This window comes from Paenirhizobium naphthalenivorans (genome assembly GCF_007992095.1).
Classification (GTDB): Bacteria; Pseudomonadota; Alphaproteobacteria; order Rhizobiales; family Rhizobiaceae; genus Allorhizobium; species Allorhizobium naphthalenivorans.
In genome coordinates this window covers 158,344-180,838 of sequence record NZ_BJZP01000004.1, presented here as the reverse complement: position 1 = coordinate 180,838, position 22,495 = coordinate 158,344, and the positions used below count along the sequence as shown (strand labels likewise).

Sequence of the window (22,495 nt, the reverse complement as noted above, 5' to 3'; positions counted from 1 at the left end):
ATGTTAGAACTCTCCCCCGTCCAAATCCGCGGACTGAAACTCGCCAAGGACGGCGACCTATTCCCCGCCGAGGGCAACAGCTGGACCCACCTCAACGCGCAGGTGACCTATGCGCGCACCGATCGTTTCAAGGAGCGGCCGCAGAAGATCAAGTCGATCAAGACCACGACGGTCAACGAACTGCGCGAGTACGGCCTTTTGCAGGTGCTGAATACGGATACCGCGGTCGAACAGTCCGCGCACGGCATCACCATGGCCGGCAAGATGTGGCTTTTGCAGAACAAGTGAGTTTCGCGGGCAAGTTCGTCCGACGCGCGCCCTGATTGCAAATCTGGAATTTTCTCATTCCTTCATTGCAATTTGGGCCGAAATGCCTATAATGCCGCTATCGAAGATTGCTAGTGACTTTGTCTACGCGCCACAGCGCACTGTCAGATTTCCTCTCAACGTCGATCCAGGCCGGGCGAATACCTCCCCGGTCAAGCCAACGATTGAAAGGATATCGTTATGAATACCGGCACCGTAAAGTGGTTCAACAGTACCAAGGGCTTCGGCTTTATCGAACCTGAGGATGGTTCCACGGACGTTTTCGTCCATATTTCCGCGGTCGAACGCTCTGGAATGCGCGAACTTGTCGAAGGTCAGAAGATCTCCTACGACATCGTGCGTGACAAGAAGTCGGGCAAGAACTCGGCGGATAACCTGCGGGCTGCGTAATTGTCATTCGCCGCAACTGACTACGGATATACCGGCAGTTGGGGCTTTGAGTGACAGGAAGAGGTCGGGGTAACGCCCGGCCTTTTTGATTTGACCCGCGTCAGCGTTTGTCGCTGACAGGTCGGGAAAGGAACCGAAATGCTCAAGTCCAGTCCCCGTGTGGGCGACCTGGTTATGCTTAGGGACGGCATTTCCGGCAACAGCCGGAACAGGAAGGCGTGCCGGATCGTTACGATTCTGCCCGCAGAGCATGGCGAGCCGGAATACCGCGTCCGTTTCGAGGCGGAGAATTTCGAACGCCGCGTCACCTTGTCCGATATCGATGGCGTCCAGACGTCGTCGGGAGCGGTGGAAAGGCAACACCAGGCGACGGCCCCGGCCGAGCCGTGGCTGAAGCTCTCCTTGATCCGCGTCGGACGCTAGTCTTAAACCCTCAAACACGAAACGGCGGCCTGGCCGCCGATGGAAAGGAAATACCTTGCAGGTTCTCGTTCGAGACAACAATGTCGACCAGGCACTCCGCGTGCTCAAGAAAAAGATGCAGCGCGAAGGTCTCTTTCGCGAAATGAAGGCCCGCAGCGCCTTTGAAAAGCCGTCGGAAAAGCGCGTGCGTGAAAAGGCCGAGGCCGTGCGCCGTCTGCGCAAGCTGGCCCGCAAGAAAATGCAGCGCGAAGGTCTCCTGCCGATGCCGAAGAAGGCTGCCGTCCGCACCCGCTAATGGCCTGACCCGCGGCCTGCGCCCACTCTTGGGCGCAAGCCGTCCTCCGTCTGCTATCGGAAGGCTGATCCATGACTGCAACCAAAGACACATTCTTCAAACCCGGCAAGGTCGAAGCGCATGACAAGGCGTCGACCACGGACCACACCGCTCGCGCCATTATCGCAGCGGAAGTGACTGCGCGCGACAAGAAGACCGAAATGCTGAAGGCCTTGCGCATGCAGCGTGAAGCCGAGGCCCCATCGGAAGCGGAAGCCAAACCCGCCAAGCGGACGACAAAGAAGGCGACGACCAAATCGGTCTGACAGAACGCCGACCGTTCCGCGACACTCCATCGCTCCCCCTTTATTCTCCGCGACAGATTTTCCCAACGTTTGCGAACCGACGTCGATGCGGAGCGCCGCGTGTCTTTTCGGACGCACGAGGGGGCCAACACTTTGAAAGTGCGCACAGTTCCGGACGAAAACGATTCCGTCTTCGTGGCCGTTGCGGTGGCGCGGATGCGCAGGCTATAAGCGCTTCAGGCACGCCCGCCCGGCCGGGAGGCCACGCCCTCGTCGCAATCTTATCGGGGTTTCACACCACCAATGATCTGGAAAAGAAGCAGCGGCTCGCTTTCCTTCTATGTCGGCGGCGCAGCACTGGCCGCGCTCCTGGCCGGGTTCGGAATGATCGCCGACGAGGTGAGCGAAGGCGAGACGATGGGGATCGATCAGGCCGTTCTGCTGGCGCTGCGCACGCCCGGCGACCCCACCGACCCGATCGGCCCGGCCTGGCTGGAGGAAGCCGCCCGCGACATCACGGCGCTCGGCAGTTTCTCCGTCCTGACCATCCTGATCACAGTCATCGTCATCCATCTCTTTCTCGTCAAGCGGGCACGGACGGGTTGGTTTCTCATTGTCTGCGTTCTCGGCGGCACGCTTATCAGCACCATCCTCAAATCCCTGTTCGACCGCCCTCGCCCCGACCTCACCGGGGTCGCTCGCGTATTCACCGCGAGTTTTCCAAGCGGCCACGCGACGATCTCGGCCGTCGTCTACCTGACACTCGGTGCGCTGCTTGCCGAAATGGCGGAAACGCGCGGGCAGAAGATCCTTTATCTCGGCGCCGCCGTGTTCCTGACGGTGATCGTCGGCCTGAGCCGAATCTACCTCGGCGTACACTATCCCACCGATGTCCTGGCCGGCTGGTCGATCGGCGCCGGATGGGCGCTGGGCTGCGCATTGGTCGCCCATCTCTACCGGCAGAAAACCTCTGCCAGAGCCCAGAGCACGAACGACAAGTGAGGCGCCGATCGCCCGCCGGATATCGAGACTAATCCAGTCCGCCAGCGATTCGGCGCGACCAGCGCGAAATAGGCGCCCTGCGGATCGGCGCACCGGACGACCCAGGCGGATCCGGGCACTTCCATCGTTTCTTCGGATGCCTGCGGTATAGAAACCGGCCGTGTCGGACGTCAGTCTTGTCGGACTCGTCTTTGCCGCGGAGCGTGTCGACCATTCGCCTCTGGACAAGGCCGAATGCCCCTCTCCAGGCACTCCCAGAACACACCGACGTCAAAAGGCCGGCACGAGGCCGGCCTTCAGGCGGTGGATCGGATGGAGGACGGGATACCTCGCGCGCTTTCCGTCAGGCCACGGAAATCGGAACCTCGGTCGAAGTGCGCATGGCGTGGCTATAGGGGCAAACGATGTGGGCGGCGGCGACCAGCTTTTCAGCCAATTCGCGCTCAATGCCCGGAATGTCAGCGGAGATCGCCACGTCGATGCCGAAGCCTTTGCCGTCATCGCGCGGGCCAATGCCGACCCGGGTGGTGATCTTCGTCTCCTCGGGGATCTTCACCTTTTCCTGGCCAGCGACGAATTTCAAGGCGCCGAGGAAGCAGGCCGAATAGCCGGCGGCGAACATCTGCTCGGGATTAGTACCGGTGGCGCCGTCGCCGCCAAGTTCCTTCGGCACGGTGAGCGTGACGTCGAGAACGCCATTGTCTGAGACGGCGCGACCAGCGCGACCGCCAGTGGCGGAGGCTTCGGCGGTATAGAGGATTGCCATGGGAATGCTCCTTGTCTTGCGTTGTTGTTGATTTTTATATAATGCACAATTCAATTGTGCGCAATCATATTTTTTCGCATTGCTCCCGCGACGAGAATTAGCGACACTTCGACCGGGGACATGGAAAGGGACTTTGACCGAAACAATGACTGATGCCGAGCTGGAAAAGGAACTGGTGCTCGACCGCCAGCTGTGCTTTGCCCTCTATGGGGCAGCGCATGCGTTTAACCGCGCCTACAAACCGCTTCTGGAGCCGCTGGGACTGACCTACCCGCAATATCTGGTGATGATGGCGCTGTGGGAAGAGGACGGCCAGCAGGTCAAGGCGATCGGCGAAAAGCTCGGACTCGATTCAGGCACGCTGTCACCGCTGCTCAAGCGGCTGGAACAGGCAGGCTATGTCGAACGTCGGCGCGATAGCGCCGACGAGCGGCAGGTCTTCATCACACTGACCGAACCGGGCCTGGCGATGAAGGCACATGCGGTAGAAGTCATGCGAGCAGTCGGCGCGCAGACCGGCTGCACGATGGCGGAAATCGCGACCCTGCGCGACAGCCTGAAGGAACTGAAGAAGAAACTGAGCACGGCTGCATGAGTCGATAGCCGCCCGGATTCCCCTCCCCTTGCGGGAGAGGATCGGAGATCGGCTTGCTGAGATTGTCGCTCAAACGCCCGCATCCGAGAGAGGGCGCACGCCTCTCTCCCGGTTTCCGCACCATCCGGAACTCCCTCACCTCACAGCGAGGGAATCGTTTGTCATTGCCAGACGAGAACCCGAGCCTTGTTTGGCACCCGCTGGTAAAGGTCGATAATGTCCTGATTGAGCAAGCGAACGCAGCCCGACGAGACCGCCTTGCCGATCGAGTTCCACTCGGGAGACCCGTGCAGGCGATAAAGCGTGTCTTGACCGTTCTGGAAGATGTAGAGCGCACGCGCGCCGAGCGGGTTGTCGAGACCCGGCGACATGCCGCCGTTGTCGGCCGAATATTTGGCCAGTTCCGGCTTGCGGCCGATCATCTCGTCCGGCGGCGTCCATTTCGGCCATTTCTGGCGCCACTGGATGACGCCGGTGCCCTGCCAGGCGAAACCTTCGCGGCCGATGCCGACACCGTAGCGCATGGCCGTGCCACCGGGTTCGACCAGATAAAGGAAACGCGACGGGGTATCGACAACGATGGTGCCCGGCGGCTGACCGGTCGGATCGACAACCCGCTGGCGATAATAGCGCGGATCGATGCGGGTGTAGGGCACCGCCGGAATAACATAACCGCCGTCGTAGATCTCGCCATACATGGCATCGAGTTCGGCGGAACCCCGCGTGAGCGGCCGATCGACCACGCGAGGATTGGCGACAGGGACCGCGCCTGGGCCGACGGGGCGTGAAGAGGCGCAGCCGGCAAGCAGGCTGGCGGCACCAAGACCGGACAGCGAGAGAAAGGCGCGGCGCGAGAGATGATTCGAAGAGGGCATGAACGAGGGGACTTCCTGTAAACGACAAGCCGAAGGGAACGCAGCTAAAGACCTCAGGCGCTAGATTTGTTCCCGATTTTTGCGCAATGCAACAGGAAAGCGCCCGACATGCAACCGCCAGACGGGGTCAACTCTTCGCGAGGAGGTCGTTTTGCCGTGCGCTGTGGCAGGCCGCCTACAATCCGTTCAGATAACCACGATCGGCGCCTTGGCGCCCACCCGGTCGTAAAGGTCGATGACGTCCTGATTGAACATCCGGACACAGCCCGAGGAGGTCGCCTTGCCGACCGACTGCCAGTCTGGCGTCCCGTGGACGCGGTAGAGCGTGTCCTTGCCATCCTGATAAATATAGAGGGCGCGCGCACCGAGCGGATTGTTGAGGCCCGCCTCAAGCCCGCCTTCGGCCGCCGAGACCGACCGCAGATCAGGCTGGCGCTCGACCATCTCGTTCGACGGCGTCCAGTGAGGCCATTTCCGCTTCATCTCGATGGTGCCGCGTCCGGACCAGGCAAAACCGTCGCGACCAAGACCGACACCGTAGCGGATCGCCTTGCCACCGGCCTGAACAAGATAGAGATGGCGCGCCTTGGTATCGACGACAATAGTGCCCGGGGCTTCCCTGGTCGCATAGTCGACCTCCTGTCGCAGGGTGGAGCGATCGACCCGGTCGAGCGGAATGGCCGGCAGGGTGTGACCGTCGTCACGCATCACGCCATACATGACCCGGTGCAGCGGATTGGTGACTGGCAGGCCGTAGGTCTGGTGAAACTGGGTGGTGTAGAGATCGCGCTTTTGCGGCACGGGCTGCCTATCGGCCGGCTGGACGCGGGCCGGATCGTAGTAGACCGGCGCCACCTCATCCTGGAAGACCTCGATATTCATGCGACTGGTATCGGTCACGAACAGGCAGCCGGACAGGACCGACAGAAGAGCCACGCCGCTGGCAAGGCCAAACGCGCGACGCGCATGCGCCGCTGCCGGAGGGAACCGCTTGGAAGATCGCTTGGACAACATCGTTCACCGCTTCATGCCGAGATATTGCCGGCAATCTGGCAAACGCGGCTGGCGCGAAGCTGTCCTTACGCCCGATCAGCCGGTATTGCCCTTGCCTGCAACGGGCAGGCGGACATTCTTCAGGGAAAGGGCGGCGACAAGACCGATAGCAACCATGCCGGCGGCGGCCAGGAAAAGAGGGGTGAAGGCGCTGGCATAGGCATCGGCCACCAAGACGCGGCTTGTTTCCGGCAGACCGGCCAGCACGCTTGGCGTCAGCGCCTTGAAATTGGCGACACCCGGGATCTGATTCGTCAGACCGGAGAGACCGGAGCCGAGGATCGCCCCGTAGATCGCGATGGCGAGCGCCGCGCCCGACATGCGGGCGAGCGTCACCGTCCCGGTAGCTGCCCCGACATCGTCACGCGAAGCCGCATTCTGGACGCCGAGCACCGGCACCTGCTGGCCCATGCCGATGCCTATCCCGTGAAACAGCATCAATGCGGCAATGAAAACGATCGGCGTGCCGGCATGCAACTGGCTGAAAATCGTCAGGCCAACGACACCCACCGCGGTCGAGGCGATTGAATACGGCTTGTAGTAGCCACTTTTGGCGATTCGCCGGCCGGCCCAGAGCGAACCCAAGGCAATGCCGCCTGTCATGGCGATGAACAGGAGACCGGCCATGGAGGGCGAAAGTCCGGTGGTCGTCTGCAGGAAGAGCGCCACATAGTTGACGGAGCCGATGCCGACCGCGCCGGAGGCCAGCGAGACGATGAGCATCAGATTGATCGTCCGGCTGGAAAACAGCGAGAGCGGCACGACCGGTTCGGCGACGCGGCGCTCCACGGCGATGAAGGCCAGCGCGCAGCCAAGACCGAAGGCGACCACGGCAAGGCTCTCGGGCGCGACGAGCGAACCGAAGATCTGCCCGCTGTCGGCCCACAGCACAATGCTCGCCACCGCGCCGGCGAGAAGGATCGCACCGGCATAGTCGATCTTCGGACGGCGGTGTGGCTTGCGATAGGGAAGGAGAATGGCGAGCCCGACCAAGGCCAGAATACCGATCGGCAGATTGACGAAGAAGATCGAGCGCCAGCCGAAGAGGTCGCTCAGCGTGCCGCCGAGCACCGGCCCGACAGCACCGGAAGCCATCAGCGCCAAGCTCGAATAGCTCTGGTAGCGGGCACGTTCGCGAGCCTCGAACAAGTCGGCATTGATCGAGAAGATCGAGACCATGATCCCGCCGCCGCCAAGTGCCTGCAGCACGCGGGCGGCGATCAGCGTATCCATCGACACGGCCAGCCCGCAGACCGCGGAGCCGACGGTGAAGATCGTCACCGCGGCCATGATGACATATTTGCGGCCAAACAGGTCGCCCAGTTTGCCGTAGAGCGGCATGACAGCACTCGAGGCCAGAAGGTAGGCCGAGCCGACCCAGCCGAAACGCTCCAGTTCACCGAATTCGCCAACGATGGTCGGCAGCGCGGTCGAGACAATCTGGTTGTCGAGCGTCGCCATGAACATCGCCATCAGAAGCAGAAGAAACACGACGACGCGGCGGCGCGGATCGGCAACCAGCGGCACGAATGGCGCCACAACCGCGATCGGCGTTGGGTCGGGTACTTGAGATTTCATGTCCATGACGGGATTCCGATTTGAATTTCGTCATTTTATGTGACTTTGACATTTATTTGTCAATCGCATATATATGTCGAAAGCATGAAACTTCTTTTTTCCCTCCACGACATCTGCTAACAGGAAGCCATGACCGACAAAATCGACACCCCGCCGTCCAACTCCGCCGTCTCCTCCGGCCTCAGCACGCGGCATACGCCCGAAATGATCGCCAGCATCGGCCGCTCGATGGCGCGCATGCGGCTGATGATCGGCCGACGCTTCATCGGTAATCTGGCGATCCGACGCATCGGCGCGGGAATGGAGCTTTCCCATCTCGATGTGGTGGGCTCTGTCCGTCGCCTGCAGGCGACTCAGGAGGCGACTGTCGGCGCCATTGCCGAGCAGATCAGGGTCGACCCCTCGCGATCGAGCCGGATCGTCGCCGATCTCGTGCGTCAGGGACTATTGAAACGGGAGGTCTCGCAGGAGGACGCGCGACGGAGTATCGTCGTGATCACCCCGGTCGGGTTGGAAATACTGGAGAAAGTCGACCAAGTAAAACGCGAGACGATCAGCGAGATCGTCGCCGACTGGCCCGCTGACGACGTCGCGCGCTTTGCCGAACTCTACGACCGTTTCCTGTCGGGCTTCGATCAGCGTTTGCAGCAATTTGAGATCGAAACCGCCGCCGAAACCAATGGCGACGACTAGCACGTCCACACCGCGCATGTAAGCGGGCCATTGTTCCTAAAACGCCGTTTCGACCGGCCTTTTCCCGTCAAGGACAAGGCCGGTCGAGCCGGGCGCGCATGCAGCCTGCGATCCGCCAGCGCCAGTCCGTCCCACAGGACGCCAGCAAGCGCAGCGCGCAATTAAACGGCAACTCAAGCGGTCGCCGATGGGGTTTTCATCGCGTTGTACATCTTACGGCCAAGCACGGCAGCGACCGGTATAGCGACCACACAACCCGCACCGAAGGCAGCGGCGATTTTCCAGCCTTCCATCATATTCATGGAAAGCAAAGCGATCACGGCAACACCACCCAGAACACTGGCGACAAGAATATAAAGCACTGCGGAAAGACGAAGCATCAAACCCTCCATCGATTTACTTTCTAGGAAAAATTTAGACCTTACCCAGTCGAAAGCATTGATCTAGCGCAAACGTTTTCCCCTCACGGAACGATGGATGATTTGTCGCAGGCATGCTTGCCGCGCCGGGAAGTTTCAGCCAAGGTTGGAGCAGCCATGAGCGAGAGACCGGCGTATGGCCGGATCGCGGACGGGGAGCGGAAGATGCTGAAAAGGCGTGTGTTTCTGGGGTCACTGGCAAGCCTGCCGGCGCTTTGCGCCAGCCGGGCCGATGCCCAGCCAGAGCCGCTTGCCGCCGAGTTGCGCGGGGCGTTCGACGCCAGGGAGGCCGGCATCGTGCCGGGGGCCGCCGACAACCAGAGCCGCAAGCTGCAAGCCCTGCTCGACGCCGCCGCCGCCAGCGGCCAGCCGGTGTTCCTGCCGGCCGGCGCCTACGAAGTCTCCAACCTCGAACTGCCGGACGGCACCAGGCTGTTCGGCGTGGCGGGCGCCACCCGCCTCACCTACACCGGCGACGGCCATCTGCTGACCGCACGCGACGCCCGTCACGTGACGCTATCCGGCATTACGCTCGACGGCGCCAACCGCTGGCTTGCCGACTATACCGACGCGCTTGTCGCCTTTCGCAGCGTGGACGAAGTCCTCGTCCGCGACTGCGCAATCATCGGCAGCCGCAAGCACGGCCTGCAACTGGAACGCTCGGGCGGCAGCGTCACGGACTGCCGCATCACCGGCGCCGCCGACGCCGGACTGATGGCGATCGAGACCAAGGCGCTGACGGTCAGGGACAACGCCGTCTCCGAGTGCGGCAACGGCGGCATCCTAGTGCATCGCTGGACCAAAGGCACGGATGGCGCCGTGGTCAGCGGCAACCGCATCTCCCGGATCGGCGCCCGCTCCGGCGGCACCGGACAGAACGGCAATGGCATCAACCTGTTCCGCGCCGACAATGTCATCGTCTCCGGCAACCACGTCTCCGATTGCGCCTTCTCGGCCATCCGCGCCAATTCAGCTTCCAATGTGACAATCAGCGGGAACCAGTGTTTTTCGTCCGGCGAGACCGCGATCTATGCGGAATTCTCCTTTGAGGGCGCGGTGATCGCCGATAATCTGATCGACGGTGCGGCCAACGGCATTCTCGTCGTCAACCTCGACCAGGGCGGCCGGCTCTCGACCGTCTCCGGCAATATCGTTCGCAATCTCAAGCTCGAGGGCCCCTATGTGCCAGACGGCGCCGGTTTCGGCCTTGGCATTGCCGTCGAGGCCGACACGGTCGTCACGGGCAATGTGATCGAGAACGCACCGAAATGGGGGTTGATACTCGGCTGGGGTCCCTTTCTGCGCAATGTCGTCGCCACCTCCAACCTCATCCGCCACGCCCCGGTCGGCATTGCCGTCACCGTCGTCGAAGGCGCCGGCGCGGCGATCATTTCCGGCAATCTGATCGCCGAGACGCCGGAAGGGGCAATCCTGGGCTATCGTTGGACCGAGAAGGCCACAAAGGAACTGATTGACGGCGCGGGCGACATGGCCCATCTTTCCATAGACGGTAACCGGCGCGGTTGAGCGCGATCCGAGTGCAGCAGGGCTGCAAGCGCACCCTTCCAGTGCCGAGCTATCCAGGCACCATCGCTATTTTAGCCTCTCCGTAAGGACTGCTTAAGCAGGACGTGTTTCTATGCCCCGTCCAACAACGCAATCGACGGCCATGCTGACCAAGCTGCAAAACACCATTCTCGAGAAGATCGCGACCGGAGCACCGCTCAGCGAAACCGTAGACCATTTGTGTCGCAGCGTGGAGACCATGAGCTCCGACATCGTGTGCTCGGTGTTGATCCTCGACCCCGACAATCGCCTTCGGCACCTGGCCGGACCGTCGCTTCCGACACACTATGCCGCCGCGATCGACGGTGCTCCAATCGGCCACGGCGTCGGGTCATGCGGCACGGCCGCCTTTACCGGCAAACCGGTGGTGGTGACCGATATCGCCACTCATCCCTACTGGACCGACTACAAGGCGCTGGCCCTTCCGATAGATCTCAAGGCCTGCTGGTCGTCGCCAATCATCGTCGCCGGCAAGGTACTTGGAACATTTGCCTTCTACTACCACACAACCCGCGGACCGACCAAGTTCGAGCAGAGCATCGTCGATGCCTGCGTCCATCTCTGCGGCATCGCCATCGAACGCGATCAGCGCATCGCCGAGAGCCGCAGGCTCGCAGAAACGGACGCGCTGACGCAATTGCCCAACCGCGCCCGCTTCAACAACGTGGCGGACGAGCACGGCAGATCCAGCCGGTCCTGGAGTATCCTTCTTGCCGACGTCGACAATCTGAAGCTGGTCAATGACAGTTTTGGTCACGAGGCTGGAGACACCCTGATCCGCACAGTGGCCGCACGAATCGCCTCCGTTTGCGAACAGGGAATGGGCTTCCGCATCGGCGGAGACGAATTCGCAATCATCGTCTGTTCGGAGCGAGAGCCGGACCTCGCCGCCCTTGCCGCCCGGTTGCTGGAGGCGATCAAGGCCCCTTGCCCCTGCGGTGACCATGTCTTCTACCCCTCCGTCACGCTGGGCGGGGCGGTGGCAAACCCCGACGAACCGGCCGAGCTGGTCCGCCAGAACGCTGACTACGCGCTCTATCACGCCAAGGAACGCGCCAGAGGCAATTACATCGAATACGTGCCTGGGCTCGGCACCTCGATCGTCAAGCGTTTCCGTGCGATCCAGGACGTGACGGAAGCGCTGCGCGAAGACCGGATCGAGGCTTTTTATCAACCCATCGTCGAAATCAAAAGCGGGCGTATCATCAGCCTCGAAGCGCTTTGCCGAATGCGCACGCGCGAAGGCGAGTTCATCGCCGCTGGCCATTTCCACGAGGCAACGAAGAATGCCAACGTCGCCTTCGAACTGACTGAGCGAATGCTGGCGATCGTCGCCGCCGATGCGCGGCGCTTCATTGATGCGGGCCTTACCTTCAAACGCATAGGCGTCAACCTTTCCGCCGCCGATTTCTATCGTGGCGGCCTTGCCGCGCGCATCGCATCGCGCTTCACCGACGTCGGCGTGCCGCTGGACAAGGTGATCGTCGAAGTGACCGAGAGCGTCTATCTCGACCAGCGCGACCAGATCGTCGGCGAGCAGATCCGCGATCTGCGCAAAGCCGGCATGTCGGTCGCCCTCGATGATTTCGGCACCGGCTTCGCCTCGCTCACCCATCTGCTGAGCGTGCCCGTCGACGTGATCAAGATCGACAAGTCCTTCATCGACCGAGTGGTAGTCGACCGGCCGGGCGCGGTCATCGTCAAGGGCCTGCTGGACATTGCCGAAGGGCTCGACATCCGGGTGGTCTGCGAAGGCATCGAGACGGAGGAACAGGCCCGCACGCTGGTCCAGCTCGGCTGCACCCTCGGCCAGGGCTTCCTGTTTTCCCGGGCACGGGACCGCGATACGATCGCGACCATGCTACGCGAGGACAGCCTGAAGACGACGCGCAAGCGAAAGCGGCTGGCGCACGCTTAACGCGGCGGGCCACTCCACAACCCATCCACTCGGAGCAGCGCCAGCGCATCCTCCGGCGGTCGCCGTTCGACACGACGATAGATGCGGCAATCAGGCGTGCGCGACAGAAGCCCCATATTGACCATTTCACGGCGGATCAGCACATGATCTCCGAAGGTATGGTGGGTTTTCAGCAGATCATTGACCTGCCCCTCGGCCATTTCCTCGCCGCAGGGAAAGAACGACCAGAGCTTCCACAGGCAAAGCTGCTGCACATTGGTCCTGCCCGGCCAGCGCCGGAGCACATTGGCCGCGTCGAAACAGCGGGCGGCGGCCTCGACGCGGCGAAAATCGACAATACCCTTCGGCTCAGGCACGGCCTCGAGGCGCGTCTCGGCGGCGCGCGACGCCTTGAAATGCTGGTAGTTGCGAAATCCCGCCGCACGCGACAGGATATTGAGGATCTCGACATGGCCGGGCTTTTCGCTGCGGGCATCGAGTTCTCGCTTGATGGTCTTGGCAAGCACCGACAGATCGGGCGCTTCATAGCTATGGATCGTTCGCGACATCGTCACTTCCTCGACATCGTGCCCTGGCAAAGCAGAAAGGCCGGTGGTCACCGTCTTCCGACCAGGCACGAAAAAAGTGGCTGTCGGTTCTCAGGGAAAGACAGGTTTAGCTCCCCTTCTCGGGGCGGTGACGCCTGGGTGAACTGCTGACCCGTTTCTCTGAACTAAGATTTTCGCACCGCGAAGTCAATGTTGCCTCTCGCCGCCGACATCATCGAAATTCCTGCGCGGATCAAGGAGGCGCGGCTTTTCATTGGCACATCCAACCGTTAGCCTCCGGGGCTCAATCGGAGGATCCCTTTCATGCTGAGAATCTACGGCGTCTACAAATCGCGCGCGACGCGCACCTTCTGGCTGGCCGGTGAGCTTGGCCTTGCCTTCGAGCACGTGCCGGTGATCCAGGCCTACAAGCTTGCCGACCCGATGGCGCCGGGCGCACGGATCAACACGCGTTCGCCGGAATACCTGGCGGTCAACCCGATGGGGGCTATACCGGCGATCGACGACGACGGGCTGAAGCTCCACGAGAGCATGGCGATCAATCTCTATCTTGCCCGGAAAGCCGGCGGTCCACTGGCACCGAAGGATCTCGCCGAGGATGCGCTGATGACGCAATGGTCATTCTTCGCGGTCGCCGAGATCGAGGCCAATGCGCTGAAAATCTCGATGTCGAACGCCCAGGGCCGGCTTTCGACCGAGGCGGGACAGGCCGAGGCGGAGGTGGCGGCCCGTCTGCTCAAGCGGCCGCTCGCCGTGCTGGAAAGCCATTTCGCCGACAATGACTATGCCGTCGGCGGACGCTTCACCGTCGCGGACATCAACCTTGCCGAAGTGGTCCGTTACGGCCAGCCCTATCAACCGCTGATGGACGCTCACCCGCATATCGCCGCCTGGCTGAAGCGCTGCCATGACCGCCCGGCCTTCAAGGCCATGTGGCAGACGCGTCTCGACGAGCAGGAATAAGGAAAACGACGCCACCGGGCCGCGCTGGCCCTCGTCGCCGGGTGCGATTGCCGGCTTGCTTGGCGCGACGATGCCGCTAGGCTGGCCGCACGACAATACGGAGGAAAACCATGCGCCCCTTTCACCTTGCCTTCCCGATCACCGACATCGAGGCGACCCGGCATTTCTACGGCACAGTGCTCGGCTGCCCGATCGGTCGCGAGAGCCCGGGCAAATGGATCGACTTCGACCTGTTCGGCCATCAGATGTCGGCGCACCTGCGGGCGGAAATGCCGAAGGACACGGCCAGCGGCTCGGTCGACGGCGACACCGTGCCGATCCCGCATTTCGGCGTGATCCTCGGCATGGACGATTTCATGGCGCTGGCGAACCGTCTGGAGGCCGATCCGGAGACGCGTTGGGGGCTGAAACCCAAGCTGCGTTTCGAGGGCCAGCCGGGCGAGCAGCGCACCATGTTCCTCTTCGACCCTTCCGGAAACGCGCTGGAATTCAAGGCCTTCAACGACGACGCGGCGATCTTCGCGGTCTGACATGGGCCACATGCCGGAGAAGACGGCGCTGCGGCGCCGTCCCGGTACGGCGAGGGTTCAGATCAGGAAAACAGCACGTCGGTGACCCGCACGTCGCCGACGTGCAGGCCGTTCCAGTTGCGCATGGAGTGGTTCGCCATGGCCATCAGCGCCGACCGCTCGGGGCTATCCTCTTCGAAGAAGCGGGCGAGAAGCGCCGCGATCATCGATTCGGCGGCGCGGCTCGCGCCGTCCTCGGCCTTGACGGCGAAGGAAAGACCCAGTTCCGGCAGCAGGGCGCAGAAGACGCCCTCGGCGCCGGTCTTGGCAAAGATCTTGCCGGGCGCCACCTGCATCAGCCGGGTGCAGAAACGCCTAGTGCCGGCGACATAGAAGGGCTCGGCCATGCAGGCCTCGATCAGGCGGCGGGCAGCGGCAGCGCGGACCGGTTCAAGCCCCTTGCCGGTCGCCATCTTGCCGAACCCGCGGGCGAGCGCAACGAGCGGCACGGCATAGGTCGGAATCGAACACCCATCGGTACCGCAATTGTCACGCGACAGCGGGGTGCCGGTGAGAACCTCCATGATTCCGCGGATTTCCGCCTGAAGCGGGTGGTCATAGCCGGCATAGCCGCGCGGGTCCTCGCCCGAATGACAGCAGGCGCAGACGAAACCGGCATGCTTGCCGGAGCAATTGTTATGCAGCGCCGTCGGCTTTTCCAGCGTGCGCGCCTGATGGATCAGCACCGGCTGCTCGAACGACCAGTGGGCGCCGCATTCGAGCACGCTCTCGTCGCGGCCGGCCCGCTTCAACATCGAGGCGGCGAGCGCCACATGTTCATCCTCGCCGGAATGCGACGAGCAGGCGAGCGCCAGCTCCTTTTGCCCGAAGCCATAGGCGTCGGCCGCGCCGCTCTCGACGAGCGGCAGCGCCTGCATCGCCTTGCAGGCGGAGCGCGGAAAGGTCGCGGCCTCGATGTTGCCGGCGGAGAAAACCACCTTGCCGTCGCCATCGACCACCACGGCAAGGCCCCGGTGGCGGCTCTCGACAAGTTTGCCGCGGGTGACTTCGACAGTGACGGGGTTCTGCATGGCGTGCCTTTCCGGATCCGATTCCTCGCATTCTTAGACCGAAGCGGGCTCGGATGCACGGGGGCCGACACAACAAAAAAGGGCCGCACGAGGCGACCCTTCCATGAGTCTGGTCCCATAACGGACCCGGATCACGCGGCGCGATCCGTAGCAAGGCGAGGTCAGGCCGAGGGCTGCCCCGTCGAGACCATCGTCTTCGCCAAGCCCGTCATGCAAACCGAAATCTCATTAGACATTCGATCACCTCCCTTTCGTTCGTTGACACTGAACAAGAGATGGGCGTCGACGGTGTGTGTTTCAAGGGGTCATCCCACAGGCGCGTCGCTGATGAAGGGGGCGGTCCGCGCCGGCAGCGCCTCGACGTCGATATGGTCTGGGGCAAGCCCTGCCCTCGCCCGGTCGGCCATCATCTCGAAAGCCCGTTCGAGATGATGGGCGAAACGCTCGTTGTCGAACAGCGGCGCACGAGCGCGGGCCTCATCGAGCCGCGCGCGCAGGGCCGTGAGCGCGTAGGGGTCGCGTGCCAGGCGGACCGCCTCTTCGACAAAGGCGGCATCGCTTTCGGTGATCAGTTCCGGCAGACCGAGCGCCGAAAGCAGGCTTGCGGAGACGCGGCCGGCAAAGGCCGTTCCCGGCGCGGTCAGCACCGGCAGCCCGGCCCACAGCATGTCGGAGGTCGTCGTGTGACCGTTGCAGGGAAACGTATCCAGCGCCAGATCGGCGAGCGGAATTCGACTCACATGCGCGGGATAGGGCACATTGTCGGCGAAGATCAGCCGCGAGGCCGCGACACCGTGCGCCATCATCGCCTCAGTCAGGTTCCTCCGGGCAAGTGCCGGGCGGCACAGGATCCAGAGGACCGAATCGGGTTCGGCGCGCAGCACCTCGGCCCAGAGCGCCAGCGTGCGGGGAGTGATCTTATAGGCGGCGTTGAACGAGGCGAAGACGAAGGCGTCCTCGGGCAAGCCCGCCGCCGCGCGCTCCATCGGCTGCGGTCGCGCACGCGTGCGGCAATTGTTCGGCTGGTAGGTCTCCGGCAGGCGGCACAGCTTTTCGGCGAAGAAGGGCTTGCTGGTATCCGGCGTGACGATCGGATCGGTGATCGCATAATCGAGGTCGATACCAGTGACCGAGCCCGGAAAGCCGAGAAACGTGGCCTTCACCGGTGCGTCGGAGAGATTGACGATGCCGAGACGGGCACCCATCGTATGGCCCTTGAGGTCGACCAGGATGTCGATCCTACGCTCCGAGATCAGCGCGGCCGCATCGGCATCGGAGAGATGGCCGACTGGCACGACGAGCTGGCGCAAATGCTCCGGCCAGGCCGCCTGCTGGGCCGCCGCGTGGCGCTCCGTATAGCAGAACAGCGTCACGTCGAAGCGTTCCAGATCATGGGTGGCCAGCGCCTCGAGAAACAGCGTCATCGTCGCATGACCATGAAAATCATTCGACAGATAACCGATACGGATCTTCTCGCCGGGCGCGGAGAAGGCCCGACGCGTGCGGCCGGTGGCGGACGGTAGCGTCGCGGCATAGCTCGGGGTTTCCTGGGTCGGCCGGGCGTTGAGCGCCTCATCGTCCGACCAGAGGATGCGGCCGAGCGCTGGCTCGCGGGCCAGCAGGCCCGCTGCGAACGGCGCATCGGGCGCGCGCATCAGCGCCGCGTGGCGCTCGATGGTGGGAAAGTCGAGCACCTCTCGGGCGACGGCGAACTTCGAGACATTCAGGAACCAGTCGTCAGGCTTGGAAGCCAGCCCCTTGTCAAGCTCTGCCCAGAGCGCCTCGAACTTTCCCAGCAGCCGGTGGTGATTGACGATCAGTGCCATGTGCCGATCATTGCGGCGATCGAGCCGATCAAGCATCGGCGTCATCTCGCCCCAATGGCCCCGACTGAAAAAGGCGCTGGCGACCGTGAAGGCCAACTCCGGATCGGCCGGGTTGAGTTTCACCGCGCGCGCACCAACCGACAGAATAAGGTCGGTCAGGCCGGCTGCCTGGGCAAGCGTCACGGCAAGCTTAAGATAGCCGGCGGCCGCCTTGTCGTCGGCCTTCTCCGCCGCGCGGGCAAAGGCCTCGGCGGCGGCCGCACGATCGCCAGACTTGAAGCGAATATTGCCGATCAGCGCCAGAAGGCCCGGATGGTTCGCCCCGCCCGCCTTGAGCGCCCTTTCGGCAAACTTCAGCGCCTCGGGCAGCCGCCCGGCCTGATATTCCTTAAGCGCCTGTTCAAAGCTCTTCTTCATGGCTTTCGCCTCCATCCGTCGCCGGCAGACTTAGGGAACCACGGTTGCACGAGGCTGGCGCTGGGGATGGGGTGGGCCATTGCGGTTGGAGCGCTTGCCCCGCATCCGCCTGCCGGCACCTCCGCCAGCCCTTCGCTTGAGTTCAAGGCGTTCGTCATTCGAAACGATCCCTGGATCGTTTCGCCGGCTTCGCCGATCACCCCTCACCCCCGTGAACGGGGAGAAGGGACGAGTGGCACCGCCGTGGCCGTCCCCTCTCCCCGCCCGCGGGCAGAGGGTCAGGGTAAGGGGCAGAAAAAGGGCGAAATTGGCAGCAAACACCACGAAGCGATACCGACGCAGCGTCGGCAGCTTAGCGCCAATTGCGGACTTTCGCTGCAGTGGCCGCCAAGGTCGGCGGTGCGGACAAAGTGTGAGTTCGCTGCAAGTACGCCAATGACCGCTTTCGCGAGGCGTTGGCTTACTGCGGATCAGCACATCTATTGTATTTAGTGCCGGTGTAGACGATGCTACGAACATGGCAACCGACCTCGAGTTCTCATTCCAATTGCTCACGCGGTCTGCTCAGCGGCACATTCGGGTATTTCAAGTACACCAGTTTCTGGATCGCTTCGCGATGGGTCTGACAGTGGCCGTTGTTGCATTGGCTCTGAACGACCGAGGCATGGACCTGTTCCAGATTTCGCTTCTTTTTGGCGTCTACTCGCTCACGACCATAGCTATGGAATTGCCATTTGGTGGGCTGGCGGACAACGTTGGACGCAAGCCCGTTTTCTTGTCTGCGGTCGTTGCAAGTCTGATCTCTCTGGCTCTCTTCGTGTCGTCATACGACTTCTATGTTCTGGCTCTATCGTTTGCCTTCATCGGCTTTGGACGTGCACTGCGCTCTGGCACTCTGGACGCGTGGTTTGTCGAGAATTTCAAAGCCATGGCTCCAAACGTTGATGTTCAACCTGCTCTTGCAAAAGCCCAGTTTGCTAATGCAATGGGATTGGCTTCCGGTGCCATTTTTGGAGGTCTGTTGCCCGATGCCTTCGGCTCAGTCGCAGTTCGACTAGGGTTCAGTATTTTCGACGTTTCTTACGTGGCAAGTTTTGTTTTGATGTTGGCTGTGTTCGCTTACACTGTGTTTGCCATTTCGGAAAAGCGGCGTTCGCTAAACCCCAAGGCACTCGTACAGGGGTTCGCAGACGTTCCACATTTGATCAAAGATGCGGGTCTGCTCGCCTTAAAACACCCCACACTCTCGATCCTTCTCATGGCGCTTGCCTTGTTCTTGATGGCTACAAACCCGGTCGAAGTGATCTGGCCAACCCACGCAAAACCCATGCTGGATGATGGCTACGCGAATTCTGTGGTTGGCGCACTGACGGCGACTTACTTCTTCTCAATTGCCTTTGGAGCGTCACTGTCTTCTCACATCAGTCGGATTTTCAGACGCCGTCACGCTATCACACTATCAGTGACTTTTGCCTGTCTTGCAGCCGTTCAAATCGCGTTGGCGTTACAAGAAAATATCATTGGCTTTGTTGCAATCTTCATCCTCTACTCGGTGATCTTGGGCGTGAGTGAAACGCCTGCCAGCAGCATTCTGCATTCCTGCGTTGAAGATCGACAGCGGTCTACAATGCTGTCACTGCGCTCACTCGTACAGCAATTGGGGGCTGCATTTGGCTTGGTCTTGGTTGGAGCTGTTGCCGAGGCTTACACAACACCCACCGCGTGGATGGTTGGGACAACCTTCCTTGTAATTGCGCTGCCCCTGATGGGTGTGTTGGCCAGAAGGCTACGGGCAGAAGAATGACATAGCCGACATTCGTTTGCTATGCAGCATCACGCAGAGTGGGCGCCCTGCTGCCTTTCGCTGCAGATGACACGATGGTCCGCTATGGGCCGATAGTGGTCGTGGATGGCATTTGCTGCATAGTTCCGAAAAGAAGGCTACGGACGGGGGCCATCGGGAAAACGCCCCCCTGCCCTCACCCCAGCTTGAGCACGATCTTGCCGATATGCTGCGAGCTTTCCATCAGCCGATGCGCCTCGACCACCTGATCGAAGGGCAACACGGTGTGAACGACGGGCGCGACCTTGCCGGCCTCGATCAACGGCCAGACCTCCGCGACGAGCTCGTCGCGGATGCCGCGCTTCTCGTCGCCCGTGCGCGGCCGCATGGTCGAGCCGGTGACGGTCAGGCGCTTGACCATGATCGGCGTCAGATCGACCTTGTCGGCCACCGCGCCGCCGAGGAAAGCGATGATCGACAGGCAACCGTCCTTGGCCAGGCACGCGAGGTTCTTCTGAAAATAGGCGGCGCCGATCATGTCGAGCACCGTGTCGACGCCGCGCTTTTTCGTCTCCGCCTTGATCACCTCGACGAAATCCTCGGTCTTGTAGTTGATGGCACGGCTGGCGCCGAGGTCGACGCAGGCCTGGCACTTTTCCGCCGAGCCGGCCGTGGCGAAGACCTCCGCTCCGAATGCCCTGGCGAGCTGGATCGCGGTGGTGCCGATGCCCGACGTGCCACCGTGGATCAGCACGGTTTCGCCTTCGGTCAGCCCTGCCATCTGGAAGAGATTTGCCCAGACGGTGAAGAAGGTCTCGGGAAGGGCTGCGGCCCTGACCGCGTCATAGCCCTTCGGCCACGGCAGGGCCTGGCCGGCCGGGACCGCGCAGTATTCGGCATAGCCGCCGCCATTGGCCAGCGCGCAGACCTTGTCGCCGAGCGCGAATTCCTCGACGCCCTCGCCGAGCGCCACGACTTCACCGGCCACTTCGAGGCCAAGCACGGGGCTCGCATCCTTCGGCGCCGGATAGGTGCCCTGACGCTGGGCGACGTCCGGGCGGTTGATGCCGGCCGCCTCGACGCGGACCAGGATTTCGCCCGACCTGACTGCCGGCAGCGGGCCGGTGGCAAGGGTCATCACGTCAGCCTCGCCGAAGAACGGCAGGTCGACATAACGCATGGATTCTGGAAGCGGCATGACGTGTTTCCTCTCACTCGGCGCGGATGTCTCGACATAAGGCATGGCGCGCGATCTGGAAAGGAGGCCCATTGACGCGGAAAGCGGAAGCACTCGTCTTTCGCGCCTCCTTGTGGCGCCGTCAGCGCCCGCTATAGACGTCGATCACCAGGCCACTGTCGCTGTCTTTCGCCTTCTTTTTCAATTCGGCGATCTCGGCGGAAACCCGGTTGACGTCATCGATCACCAGCCCTTGCGGCAGTTCGAGCACGCCGATGGAGCAACGCATCAGCGGGAAATCGCGCTCCCGCCCATGGCGATCCTGGCCGTGAATGCGGCCGGCATTGCGATCTTCCTCGGAGTAGAGTTCGACCACGTCATCGTGGAAATCGGACAGCAGGCGGTCGAGGATCTCGGTCAGTTCCTCGCGCGTCCAGTCGCGCAGGCCGATGAAGAAATCGTCGCCGCCGACATGGCCGAGGAAATCGCCCTCGGCGAAGAAATAACGACGCAGGAGCGCGGCAAACAGGCTGATCGCATGGTCGCCGCTCTGGAAACCGTAGTGGTCGTTGAACGGCTTGAAATGGTCGAAGTCGCAGTAGCAGAAGAAGCGGGTGTCGTCGCCGTCACGGGCGAAATCCTGCATCAGATCGCGGATGGCGCGATTGCCGGGAAGGCCGGTCAGCGGGTTCTGGTCCTGCGCGGTTTTCAGCTGTTTCTCGTTGATGATACGGATCAGCGAGGCGGCCGACACGACGCCGGCGTAGCGCATGTTCTCGGTGAGGATGACGCAGTCGGACCCATCCATATTGGCGAAGATCGACATCAGCCGCTCGGCGTCGGCATCGAGGCCGACGATCGGCGCGCGCTCGACGAAATGCGAGATCGACCGCTCGTAGACCTTGTTCTTCAGAAGGTCGCGGCCGAAGGGCTGATAGATGAATTCCTTGAGGTGAAACTCGTTGATGATGCCGCGCGGCTCGCCATTGGCGTTCAGCACAGGGAAGAAGGACTGGCGCGGATTGCGGCGGAAGAGATCGAAGACATTGTCGATGCCCTCGTGCTCGAACACGGTCGGCATGTGTTCGATCTGCCGGCGGATCAGAATTTCGTCGAGCGACTGGGCGCTGCGCCGCACCTTGCCGATCTCCTGCAGGTGGGGAAAGGACGGCTTCAGTTCGTTCATCAGGGTGGTCGGGCGGGCGATGAACCAGCCTTGCACCAGATCGACGCCGAATTCGCGGCAGGCGATGAATTCGGCCTCGGTCTCGATACCCTCGGCAATCACCCGCACGCCGAGCACGTGGCAGAAATTGACGATGTTCTTCACCAGGTGACGCTTGCGCGGATTGCCGTCGAGGCCGGCGATGAAATGGCGGTCGATCTTCACATAGTCGAGCGGGTAGTCGCACAGCAGCTTCATTTCGCCGTGGCCGACACCGAAATCGTCGATCGCCAGCTTGAAGCCGGATTTCCGCAGGCGTGCGACGAGGCCGGCGAACTCGGGAATGCTGGTATTGTCGAAGCGCTCGGACAACTCGAAGCAGACGGACGACGGCGGAATATTGGCCTGGCGCAGATGCTGCAGGACGCTGTCGATCAACTCGTTGCCGCGCGGGATCATACGGACGTCGAGATTGAGGAAAAGCGTGGTGTCGGAGAAATGCGGCAGGGTCGCGAATTTGGCGAGCGCACGGCTGGTCACCATCTGCTCGATCGCCACCAGATGTCCGACCTCGGCCGCCTGGTCGAGCAGATCAAGAGGACTGTCGAAACCGATCCGGTCGTGGCCGCGCATCAGGCTCTCGTAGCCGAAAACCGCGCCGGTGCCGACCTCGACTATCGGCTGGAGGGCGTTTTCAACGACAAGCTTGGCGAGGGTGAGCAATTGGTCATTGGCAAAGCGGCGTATAATACCCGTTTCCGCAGCGACGCCCGTAACCATGATTGTCTCCAAAAACCATTTGTTTTTATGCCGCAAGGTTGCCTTGCAAACC

Annotated in this window: 23 protein-coding genes; 13 read left to right on the top strand and 10 right to left on the bottom strand. The window is 62.2% G+C overall.

Going from position 1 to position 22,495, the window contains the following annotated elements:
• The 6 genes from RNA01_RS05945 (at nucleotide 1) to RNA01_RS05920 (ending at nucleotide 2,721) form a co-directional block, all read left to right on the top strand.
• A complete protein-coding gene (locus RNA01_RS05945; RefSeq protein ID WP_147179040.1) occupies nucleotides 1-288 on the top strand; it encodes a hypothetical protein in 288 nt (95 codons plus the stop codon).
• A 219-nt stretch (nucleotides 289-507) separates the two neighbouring features.
• A complete protein-coding gene (locus RNA01_RS05940; RefSeq protein ID WP_147179039.1) occupies nucleotides 508-717 on the top strand; it encodes a cold-shock protein in 210 nt (69 codons plus the stop codon).
• 138 nt (nucleotides 718-855) lie between these two features.
• Nucleotides 856-1,140 (top strand): cold-shock protein, encoded by a 285-nt coding sequence (locus RNA01_RS05935; protein WP_147179038.1) that lies wholly within the window; start codon nucleotides 856-858, stop codon nucleotides 1,138-1,140.
• Between the two features lie 55 nt (nucleotides 1,141-1,195).
• Nucleotides 1,196-1,435, top strand: a complete 240-nt coding sequence (gene rpsU, locus RNA01_RS05930) for a 30S ribosomal protein S21 (protein WP_028737028.1) — start codon at nucleotides 1,196-1,198, stop codon at nucleotides 1,433-1,435.
• Between the two features lie 71 nt (nucleotides 1,436-1,506).
• The gene (locus RNA01_RS05925; RefSeq protein WP_147179037.1) at nucleotides 1,507-1,740 is read left to right on the top strand and encodes a hypothetical protein; all 234 of its coding nucleotides are present in this window, start codon (nucleotides 1,507-1,509) and stop codon (nucleotides 1,738-1,740) included.
• Between the two features lie 282 nt (nucleotides 1,741-2,022).
• On the top strand, nucleotides 2,023-2,721 hold the full coding sequence (locus RNA01_RS05920; RefSeq protein ID WP_147179036.1) for a phosphatase PAP2 family protein: 699 nt from the start codon (nucleotides 2,023-2,025) through the stop codon (nucleotides 2,719-2,721).
• A 343-nt stretch (nucleotides 2,722-3,064) separates the two neighbouring features.
• Here the strand turns inward: RNA01_RS05920 and RNA01_RS05910 are convergent, their stop codons facing one another.
• The gene (locus RNA01_RS05910) at nucleotides 3,065-3,487 is read right to left on the bottom strand and encodes an organic hydroperoxide resistance protein (protein WP_147179035.1); all 423 of its coding nucleotides are present in this window, start codon (nucleotides 3,485-3,487) and stop codon (nucleotides 3,065-3,067) included.
• Nucleotides 3,488-3,632: 145 nt separating this feature from the next.
• On the opposite strand from RNA01_RS05910, the gene RNA01_RS05905 reads away from it, so the two are divergent.
• Nucleotides 3,633-4,082 (top strand): MarR family winged helix-turn-helix transcriptional regulator, encoded by a 450-nt coding sequence (locus RNA01_RS05905; protein WP_147179148.1) that lies wholly within the window; start codon nucleotides 3,633-3,635, stop codon nucleotides 4,080-4,082.
• A 161-nt stretch (nucleotides 4,083-4,243) separates the two neighbouring features.
• Here RNA01_RS05905 and RNA01_RS05900 read toward each other — a convergent pair whose 3' ends face one another.
• The 3 genes from RNA01_RS05900 to RNA01_RS05890 all read right to left on the bottom strand — a co-directional run bounded on the left by RNA01_RS05900 (nucleotide 4,244) and on the right by RNA01_RS05890 (nucleotide 7,594).
• Nucleotides 4,244-4,957: a L,D-transpeptidase gene (locus RNA01_RS05900; protein ID WP_147179034.1), complete on the bottom strand. Its 714-nt coding sequence runs from the start codon at nucleotides 4,955-4,957 to the stop codon at nucleotides 4,244-4,246.
• A 186-nt stretch (nucleotides 4,958-5,143) separates the two neighbouring features.
• The gene (locus RNA01_RS05895; RefSeq protein ID WP_147179033.1) at nucleotides 5,144-5,971 is read right to left on the bottom strand and encodes a L,D-transpeptidase; all 828 of its coding nucleotides are present in this window, start codon (nucleotides 5,969-5,971) and stop codon (nucleotides 5,144-5,146) included.
• A 75-nt stretch (nucleotides 5,972-6,046) separates the two neighbouring features.
• Nucleotides 6,047-7,594 (bottom strand): MDR family MFS transporter, encoded by a 1,548-nt coding sequence (locus RNA01_RS05890; protein WP_284728032.1) that lies wholly within the window; start codon nucleotides 7,592-7,594, stop codon nucleotides 6,047-6,049.
• 198 nt (nucleotides 7,595-7,792) lie between these two features.
• On the opposite strand from RNA01_RS05890, the gene RNA01_RS05885 reads away from it, so the two are divergent.
• Nucleotides 7,793-8,281, top strand: a complete 489-nt coding sequence (locus RNA01_RS05885; protein ID WP_371864049.1) for a MarR family winged helix-turn-helix transcriptional regulator — start codon at nucleotides 7,793-7,795, stop codon at nucleotides 8,279-8,281.
• Nucleotides 8,282-8,454: 173 nt separating this feature from the next.
• Here the strand turns inward: RNA01_RS05885 and RNA01_RS05880 are convergent, their stop codons facing one another.
• The gene (locus tag RNA01_RS05880) at nucleotides 8,455-8,661 is read right to left on the bottom strand and encodes a hypothetical protein (protein WP_147179031.1); all 207 of its coding nucleotides are present in this window, start codon (nucleotides 8,659-8,661) and stop codon (nucleotides 8,455-8,457) included.
• Between the two features lie 204 nt (nucleotides 8,662-8,865).
• Between RNA01_RS05880 and RNA01_RS05875 the strand changes: the two genes are divergently transcribed.
• Nucleotides 8,866-10,227, top strand: a complete 1,362-nt coding sequence (locus RNA01_RS05875) for a TIGR03808 family TAT-translocated repetitive protein (protein ID WP_147179146.1) — start codon at nucleotides 8,866-8,868, stop codon at nucleotides 10,225-10,227.
• A gap of 142 nt (nucleotides 10,228-10,369) precedes the next feature.
• Nucleotides 10,370-12,184, top strand: coding sequence for a bifunctional diguanylate cyclase/phosphodiesterase (locus RNA01_RS05870; protein ID WP_147179145.1), 1,815 nt, complete (start codon nucleotides 10,370-10,372; stop codon nucleotides 12,182-12,184).
• Here the strand turns inward: RNA01_RS05870 and RNA01_RS05865 are convergent.
• Nucleotides 12,181-12,732: a DUF2087 domain-containing protein gene (locus RNA01_RS05865; RefSeq protein WP_147179030.1), complete on the bottom strand. Its 552-nt coding sequence runs from the start codon at nucleotides 12,730-12,732 to the stop codon at nucleotides 12,181-12,183. The genes RNA01_RS05870 and RNA01_RS05865 overlap by 4 nt on opposite strands.
• A gap of 303 nt (nucleotides 12,733-13,035) precedes the next feature.
• Here RNA01_RS05865 and RNA01_RS05860 point away from each other — a divergent pair, with 303 nt between their 5' ends.
• Both RNA01_RS05860 and RNA01_RS05855 read left to right on the top strand, forming a co-directional pair.
• A complete protein-coding gene (locus tag RNA01_RS05860; protein WP_147179029.1) occupies nucleotides 13,036-13,695 on the top strand; it encodes a glutathione S-transferase family protein in 660 nt (219 codons plus the stop codon).
• Nucleotides 13,696-13,805: 110 nt separating this feature from the next.
• A complete protein-coding gene (locus RNA01_RS05855; protein ID WP_147179028.1) occupies nucleotides 13,806-14,225 on the top strand; it encodes a VOC family protein in 420 nt (139 codons plus the stop codon).
• 62 nt (nucleotides 14,226-14,287) lie between these two features.
• Here the strand turns inward: RNA01_RS05855 and RNA01_RS05850 are convergent, their stop codons facing one another.
• On the bottom strand, nucleotides 14,288-15,295 hold the full coding sequence (locus RNA01_RS05850) for an asparaginase (RefSeq protein ID WP_147179027.1): 1,008 nt from the start codon (nucleotides 15,293-15,295) through the stop codon (nucleotides 14,288-14,290).
• 305 nt (nucleotides 15,296-15,600) lie between these two features.
• Entirely contained in the window at nucleotides 15,601-17,538 is a 1,938-nt protein-coding gene (locus tag RNA01_RS05845; RefSeq protein ID WP_170253376.1) for an O-linked N-acetylglucosamine transferase, SPINDLY family protein, read from the bottom strand.
• A 517-nt stretch (nucleotides 17,539-18,055) separates the two neighbouring features.
• Here RNA01_RS05845 and RNA01_RS05840 point away from each other — a divergent pair.
• Entirely contained in the window at nucleotides 18,056-19,342 is a 1,287-nt protein-coding gene (locus RNA01_RS05840; protein WP_147179025.1) for an MFS transporter, read from the top strand.
• Between the two features lie 175 nt (nucleotides 19,343-19,517).
• Here the strand turns inward: RNA01_RS05840 and RNA01_RS05835 are convergent, their stop codons facing one another.
• Together RNA01_RS05835 and RNA01_RS05830 are read right to left on the bottom strand one after the other, a co-directional pair.
• Nucleotides 19,518-20,519: an NAD(P)H-quinone oxidoreductase gene (locus RNA01_RS05835; protein WP_170253375.1), complete on the bottom strand. Its 1,002-nt coding sequence runs from the start codon at nucleotides 20,517-20,519 to the stop codon at nucleotides 19,518-19,520.
• Nucleotides 20,520-20,640: 121 nt separating this feature from the next.
• Complete coding sequence (locus RNA01_RS05830) at nucleotides 20,641-22,443, bottom strand: bifunctional diguanylate cyclase/phosphodiesterase (RefSeq protein WP_147179024.1); 1,803 nt, start codon at nucleotides 22,441-22,443, stop codon at nucleotides 20,641-20,643.
• Nucleotides 22,444-22,495 lie beyond the last annotated feature (52 nt).